Below are 7,078 nucleotides of genomic sequence, written 5' to 3'. Positions count from 1 at the left end.
ACAGAACAGTTACCCGTCCTGCATGCGTCGGTAGGCTACTGATGACGGAACATCAGGTTTCACACCAGGTATCTGGCTGAAACAATTAATCAGACGACTTCACGTCGCACGAAGTCAAAAAATTCAAGATCAAAGCCATATTCCTGGTTAACCTGCTCCAGATACTTTTTGTCGTACTGTTTTGTGCTATAAACCGCAAGTTTCATAAGACTTATCTCCAGAAAGGGTTGGTTCCAAAACTATCATGCTTAAAATAATCATACAATTTATAAACTGAAATTTTAACGGCAGGTGACTATTTCACTTCCCGGGCAGACTATGCTTACTATTGCCGCCGCCTTCACGCCCGGCCTGAATCGTGCCAGAATAATGACATATTTCGGCTTAAATTGTCGCTGAATCAGGATATTAACCACCCATGAAGGGTAAATATAAAGCCGCGCTTGCGCTGATACTTGCATTGATTCTGCTGCCGCTGTCGCTGCTGCTCACGGTGGCGTACTGGCTGCCGACGCTCGCCGGGATCTGGCTACCACAGGGCACCCGTATTGCGCTGGATGCCAGCCCACGCCTGCACAGCGGGGCGATTATTATCCCCGATCTTCGTTATCTGGCCGGGGAGTGCGAGCTTGCCAGCCTCAAAGATGCAAGCCTCAGCCATCCGAGCCGCTGGCGGCTTCACCTCGCGGAACTGAATCTCAATCCAGACTGCATCAGCAAGATCCCCGCCGATGATGTGGCTCCCGCCGCACCGCGCACCCTTGAAGAATGGCAGAAAATGCTGCCGAACACCTGGCTGACTATCGACCAGCTTAACGTCACGCCGTGGCTGCAGTATGCGGGGGCGCTGCATCTCTCTTTGACCCCGCAGCAGCAACAGCTGGATTATCAGGGGAAATTGCTCACGCTTTCCGCCACGCTTAAAGGGCAAAACCTGAAAATTAGCGATCTAAAAGTCGGGGCATTCGAAGGGCTTCCGCCGCTTGAGCTGGTAGGTGACTTAACGCTCCCGCTGGTGCCGGATGGCCTGCCGACGGATGGGCAAGTGGCCACGCAGGTGCAAATTCCGCAGGAGCCGGACAGGCTGCACGTGGCCCTGAACTGGCACACTAACGCCGGCAACCTGACGGTGAAAAAGTTATCAGGCGACGAGGCCCCGCTGCTGAGCATTCCCTGGCGCCTGAGCGAAAACGCCCTTGAGATTAACGCCGGGCAGTGGCGCTGGCCTTATGAAGGTTTCCCGCTGGGCGGCGGAGTGTCGCTGAAGGTGGATAACTGGCAGGCCGGGTTGGATAACGCCATTTTCACCGGGCGGTTGAATGTGCTGACTCAGGGCGACGCCGGGAAGGGCAACGCCGTGCTGAACTTCGGCCCAGGAAAACTCAGCCTGACCGACAGCGCCTTGCCGCTGCAGCTCACCGGAGAGGCGAAGCAGGACCAGCTGATTTTCTATGCCGCGTTGCCCGGTGAACTGACGGGCGCATTGACCGACCCGTCGCTGCTGTTCCATCCGGGCGCCTTGCTGCGTTCCCGTGGCCGCCTGATTGAAACGCTGAATATTGACGATGTGCGCTGGCCGCTGGCGGGCGTGCGAGTCTCCAGTAAAGGCATCGACGGCAGGCTACAGGCTATCTTACGCGCCCATGACAATGAAATGGGCGCCGTGGAACTGCATCTGGACGGGAAAGCCAATGACTTCCTGCCGGACGCCGGGCTGTGGCAATGGCGCTACTGGGGCAAAGGCAGCTTTACGCCGATGCAGGCAAAATGGGACGTTCGCGGCGTGGGCGAATGGCGTGACAGCGCCATTGAACTGAGTTCGCTGTCCACCGGTTTCGACAAGCTGCAGTACGGCTCAATGCTGATGTCGAAGCCTCGTCTTAGCCTGGACAACCCGCTGCGCTGGGAGCGGAACGAAGAAAAAGAGATCTTCACCGGCGATTTCTCTCTGGACGCGGGGGCGACCACCTTTAGCGGCGGCAGCACCTTGCCGCCATCGACGCTTAAATTCAGCGTGGACGGGCAAAACCCGACTGCTTTCCTGTTCAAAGGCAATTTACACGCCGGGAAAATTGGCCCGGTGCGTGTGGTCGGACGCTGGGACGGGGAGCGTCTGAGAGGCAACGCGTGGTGGCCAAAACAGACGCTCACCGTGTTCCAGCCGCTGCTGCCCGCCGACTGGAAAATGGATTTGAAAGGGGGCGATCTCTACGCCCAGGTGGCCTTCTCCGCGGCGGCCGGGCAGGGCTTTGAAGCCGGGGGCCACGGCGTGGTCAAAAGCGGCAGCGTGTGGATGCCGGATAACCAGATTAACGGCGTCGATTTTGTACTGCCGTTCCGCTTTAGCGATTCAACCTGGCACTTTGGCAGGCATAGGCCGGTCACGCTGCGCATTGCTGAAATTCGCAACCAGATAGCGACACAAAACATCACCGCCGATCTGGAAGGCTGGTATCCATGGAGCGAACAGCAGCCGCTGCTGCTGACCAACGTCAATGCGGATGTGCTGGGCGGCAAGATCTCAATGCAGCAATTGCGCATGCCCCAGCGGGACGCGGCGCTTTTACGGCTGCAAGGGCTCTCCTCCAGCCAGCTCGTCACCGCCATCAACCCTAAACAGTTCAGTATGTCCGGGCGCTTCAACGGCGCGCTGCCGCTGTGGCTCAATCACCCGCAGTGGATTATCAAAGACGGCTGGCTGACCAATCCTGGCCCAATGACCTTCCGCATGGACAAAGACATGGCGGATGCCATCGTGGACAACAACATGGCGGCTGGCGCGGCAATCAACTGGCTGCGCTACATGGAGATCTCGCGATCATGGACACAAATCGACCTCGACAACCTCGGCGTGGTCAGGATGCGTTCCAGCGTGACCGGCATCAGCCACGTGGAGGGAAAAACTAACACCGTCAATCTCAACTATACCCATCAGGAAAACCTGTTTACCCTGTGGCGCAGTTTGCGCTTTGGCGATAATTTACAAACCTGGCTGGAAGAGAACGCCGCGCTGCCAACGGCTCGCTGCACCCAGTCCGGTGAAGCCTGTGAGGAACCCAAATGAACTATTTTACCCCTGTGCTGCTGGCATCGGCGGCGCTGATGCTGACAGGCTGCACGCCGCGCATTGAAGTGGCCGCCCCTAAAGAGCCGATCACCATCAATATGAACGTCAAAATCGAACACGAAATCCACATCAAAGTGGATAAAGACGTTGAAAGCCTGCTTAAAAACCGTAGCGATCTGTTCTGAGAAGGGGAACGGCGATGAACTCTATGATTAAAAGCGTGCTGCTGGCTGGCCTGTTGTTCAGCACATCCGTGATGGCGCTGACCCTAAACGAAGCGCGTGAGCAGGGGCGGGTGGGCGAAACGCTAAGCGGCTATATTGCGCCCATCAAGCAGGATCCGGAGACGCTGGCACTGGTACAAAGCATCAATGAAGGTCGCGCCCGGCACTATCAGCAGCTGGCGGACACCAACAATGTCTCGCTCAATGAGGTTGCTCGCCTGGCTGGTCAGAAGCTGGTGGACAGGGCTCCTGCCGGAGAATACGTTCGCGGGCTGAACGGGCAGTGGATGAAGAAGTAGCTTTATGTCTATTCCCCCTCATTTGTCTTCCCTCTCTCCCTTTGGGAGAGAGCCGGGGTGAGGGTTGCCTTTCAGGCTGATTGAAAACGCTTGCGATACTCCCCCGGCGACACGCCAAACCTGCCCTTAAACGCCGTTGAAAAATGGCTGTGATCGGCAAATCCCCAGCTGTAGCCAATCCCCGCCAGTTTTTCACTGTGGCTGGCCGTGCGCAGCGCCTGGGCGCAGAGATCCAGTCGGCGATTCTTAATGTATTGCGCCACAACCAGGCCTTTATCGGCAAACAGTCGGTAAAGGCTGCGTACCGACATCCCCGACTCGGCGGCGATCCACTCCGGGCGCAGCGTTTCGGACTGAATATGGTCATCAATCAGCGACATGACTTTCTGCAGGTGGCGGTCGCGCTTTGAGCCCGGCAGGCTGTGCTGAATCAGCGCCGGCGCGAGCAGGCAGGCAATCGCTTCGAGCGTGGCTTCACTTTCTCCGCCACTGAGCCCCTCGCTACCCATACTTTCACGCAGCAAGCTGTGACTCAGGCGCACAACAGGCATCTCTGCGGAGAGTCTTTGTGCGCAGGGGACTTCGCCCTGGCGAAGGTGCTGTTCCAGCAGATGGCGCGGCAGTAAAAGCGAAACCTGCTTCGCCCCGTCGGTATAGGTAAAACAGCTGGGGCGGCCAGCATCAATCAGCGTAATATCACCCTGAGTAAGCACGGCCTGGCGATCGCCTTGCTCCATGACGGCTTCGCCCTCCAGCTGAAAAACGGTATAAAACCAGGCGTCGTTGCTTTGGGTCACTTCCTGCTTTGTACGCAGCAGGCGTGCCTGGTTAATTTCCACCACGCTAAGTTTAATGGCATGGGTAAGGTGTTCGCTCAGGCTGCCGTGAAACCCGCTCTCCAGCGCCGCACCTGAAAAACGACCACATGCGCGATTCACCTGGTCAAGCCATTTTTCGAATCGCTCGTTGCACTGTTTTTCTACCATATATCCTCACTGATTGCCGCCAGAAGCCAATAACTATAGGTAAACGTGATTCAAAAAAAGAATCATCATCAACATTTGTGTAGCGTGTCACAGCCAGCAAAGCGAATGTCAGCCGGAGAAAACCCTAACCTCAACATAGCGCCTAGAATGAAGGTGGGCTACACGATAATGACCTTGATAAGGAGATGCTATGACCGAGCCAGAAACGGTAAGCGTGCTGGGCTGTGTGCGCCAGTTTCTTCAGCGTTCACATGGGCTGTACATTGACGGCCGCTGGCAGGCGTCAGACAGCGAAGGGCGCCTGCCGGTCTTTAACCCGGCGGACGGGCTGCAAATTTCCAGCAGTGCCGACGCCAGCGCCTCGGATGTCGACCGCGCGGTAACGTCTGCCTGGCGTGCCTTCAGCAGCGGCGTATGGGCCAACATGCTGCCTGCCGGGCGGGAGCGGATCCTGCTGCGGTTTGCCGACCTGCTTGAGCAAAACACGGAAGAACTGGCGCAGCTTGAAACGCTGGAGCAGGGCAAGTCCATTAACATCTCTCGCGCATTTGAAGTGGGCTGCACGCTGAACTGGATGCGCTATACCGCAGGCCTGACAACGAAAATCAGCGGCCAGACGCTGGATGTTTCTATCCCAATGCCGGAAGGGGCGCGCTATCAGGCCTGGACGCGCAAAGAACCCGTGGGGGTCGTGGCCGGGATCGTGCCGTGGAACTTCCCGCTGCTTATTGGCATGTGGAAAGTGATGCCGGCGCTGGCGGCAGGCTGCTCGATTGTCGTCAAACCATCAGAAACTACGCCGCTAACGCTGCTGCGTATGGCCGAACTGGCTACAGAAGCAGGCGTGCCGGACGGCGTATTTAACGTCGTCACCGGCAGCGGCTCCGGCTGCGGTAAAGCCCTGACCGAACATCCACTGATTGCCAAAGTCAGCTTCACCGGCTCGACGGCGACGGGCAAAGGCATTGCCAAATCAGCAGCGAACAGGCTAACGCGCATCACGCTGGAGCTGGGGGGAAAAAACCCGGCAATCGTATTGAAAGATGCTGACCCGGCGATGGTGATTGCAGGCTTAATGGCGGGCAGCTTCCTTAACCAGGGGCAGGTGTGCGCCGCCAGTTCGCGGATCTATATCGAAGCCCCGCTGTTCGACACGCTGGTGAGCGGCTTTGAGCAAGCGGTGAAATCGCTGCAGGTGGGGGCGGGCATGAACCCAGCGGCCCACATCAACCCGCTGGTATCGAAAGTGCAACAGGAAAAAGTGGCCGGATATCTGGTGCAGGCGCAAGAGCAGCGCGCGGAGCTAATCTCCGGGAATTCAGGCCCGCAGGGCAGCGGCTACTATATTGCCCCAACGCTGGTAGTGAACCCTGCCGCCTCTCTGCGCCTTGCCAGAGAAGAGGTCTTTGGCCCGGTGGTTAACCTCGTGCGCGTGTCGGATGCGGAAGAAGCCTTGCGACAGGCCAACGACAGCGACTACGGCCTGACGGCAAGTCTGTGGACCAACAACCTGCAGGCGGCAATGCAGTACACTGGCCGTATACAGGCGGGCACTGTCTGGGTGAACAGCCATACGCTAATCGACGCGAATATGCCGTTTGGCGGCATGAAGCAGTCGGGCTACGGGCGTGATTTTGGCCCGGACTGGCTTGACGCCTATACCGAAACCAAAACCGTATGCGTGCGTTACTGAACGTTGGCACATTTCGGTACTTATCACGTCCCGGAATAAGTTGCCGCTGGTAATCTGCAGGTCCCCTCCCGCGAGGGAAGATCGTTGTCCGATCTTGACCATTAATCTTGATAAGAAATGTTGCTACCTTCAGACCGGGTTTCCCCCCGGTCTTTTTTTTGCATTTTTTTGTCAAGAAGACGTTATTTTAGTCATGAAATGATTTTTTTTCGTGACGATCGCCCCGGGTTAACATCTGCCCAACGCCCTTATTTTGCGTAGAACTTGCGACAATGTAACATTTATGGAAAAACAACCAAAAATGAGCAGCACGGATTTATTGAAGAACTTCGCTGGAATGTAAAATTGATGTAAATCAATGCTTATGCCATAAGCTTATGAATTATAACTATTAGCTATTTATCACGATGTCTCTATTCACGAGATCAATCGATCTGTTTTTTCAGAGCACCTCCTTTTGAGTAACATACTATTAACAATAAATCATTGGTGAGGTTAATTTTTATTTGGTAGGATTTTTCTTAAGGATGATTCGGAAAAAGGATCTAAGTGATTTGCTCCGCAGGACTAAATAAGTCATATTGCGTAACGCCTTTATATAAAGAGGCAGCGTGAAATCATGACCTTCATTTATTAAGAAGACATGAAAGCGGTCGACAGCTTTCTACCTCTTTATAGTCACAACGTCTCGCTCCAGAAATAAACGGGGCGCCATAATGTGGGCGTTTTAATTCAACCATTACAGTCGTTTAAATACATCAGCTACCCATCCGTGCCTGTTTATTCCCAATGCAGGAAGGAGCAACATC

At 55.6% G+C, this 7,078-nt stretch carries 5 protein-coding genes and 1 pseudogene; 4 read left to right on the top strand and 2 right to left on the bottom strand.

Going from position 1 to position 7,078, the window contains the following annotated elements; genetic code table 11:
- Nucleotides 1-98: 98 nt before the first annotated feature.
- A pseudogene (locus WFN87_RS03990) lies at nucleotides 99-206 on the bottom strand (2-hydroxyacid dehydrogenase); the annotation flags it as partial.
- A 212-nt stretch (nucleotides 207-418) separates the two neighbouring features.
- Between WFN87_RS03990 and WFN87_RS03985 the strand changes: the two are divergent.
- The 3 genes from WFN87_RS03985 to WFN87_RS03975 are packed head-to-tail and all read left to right on the top strand — an operon-like array spanning nucleotide 419 to nucleotide 3,590.
- Nucleotides 419-3,064: a YdbH family protein gene (locus tag WFN87_RS03985; protein WP_336981358.1), complete on the top strand. Its 2,646-nt coding sequence runs from the start codon at nucleotides 419-421 to the stop codon at nucleotides 3,062-3,064.
- Nucleotides 3,061-3,252, top strand: a complete 192-nt coding sequence (locus WFN87_RS03980; RefSeq protein WP_008461390.1) for a YnbE family lipoprotein — start codon at nucleotides 3,061-3,063, stop codon at nucleotides 3,250-3,252. Before WFN87_RS03985 ends, WFN87_RS03980 begins: the two co-directional genes overlap by 4 nt.
- 14 nt (nucleotides 3,253-3,266) lie before the next feature.
- Complete coding sequence (locus WFN87_RS03975; RefSeq protein ID WP_336981356.1) at nucleotides 3,267-3,590, top strand: YdbL family protein; 324 nt, start codon at nucleotides 3,267-3,269, stop codon at nucleotides 3,588-3,590.
- Between the two features lie 71 nt (nucleotides 3,591-3,661).
- On the opposite strand, the gene feaR is transcribed toward WFN87_RS03975, so the two are convergent.
- Nucleotides 3,662-4,576, bottom strand: a complete 915-nt coding sequence (feaR, locus tag WFN87_RS03970) for a transcriptional regulator FeaR (protein WP_166992156.1) — start codon at nucleotides 4,574-4,576, stop codon at nucleotides 3,662-3,664.
- Nucleotides 4,577-4,766: 190 nt separating this feature from the next.
- On the opposite strand from feaR, the gene WFN87_RS03965 reads away from it, so the two are divergent.
- On the top strand, nucleotides 4,767-6,269 hold the full coding sequence (locus WFN87_RS03965; RefSeq protein ID WP_336981353.1) for an aldehyde dehydrogenase family protein: 1,503 nt from the start codon (nucleotides 4,767-4,769) through the stop codon (nucleotides 6,267-6,269).
- Nucleotides 6,270-7,078 lie beyond the last annotated feature (809 nt).

The sequence above is a fragment of the Cedecea sp. AS113 genome (genome assembly GCF_037152415.1).
Taxonomy (GTDB): domain Bacteria; phylum Pseudomonadota; class Gammaproteobacteria; order Enterobacterales; family Enterobacteriaceae; genus Cedecea.
This window is presented reverse-complemented; position numbering and strand designations above follow the sequence as displayed.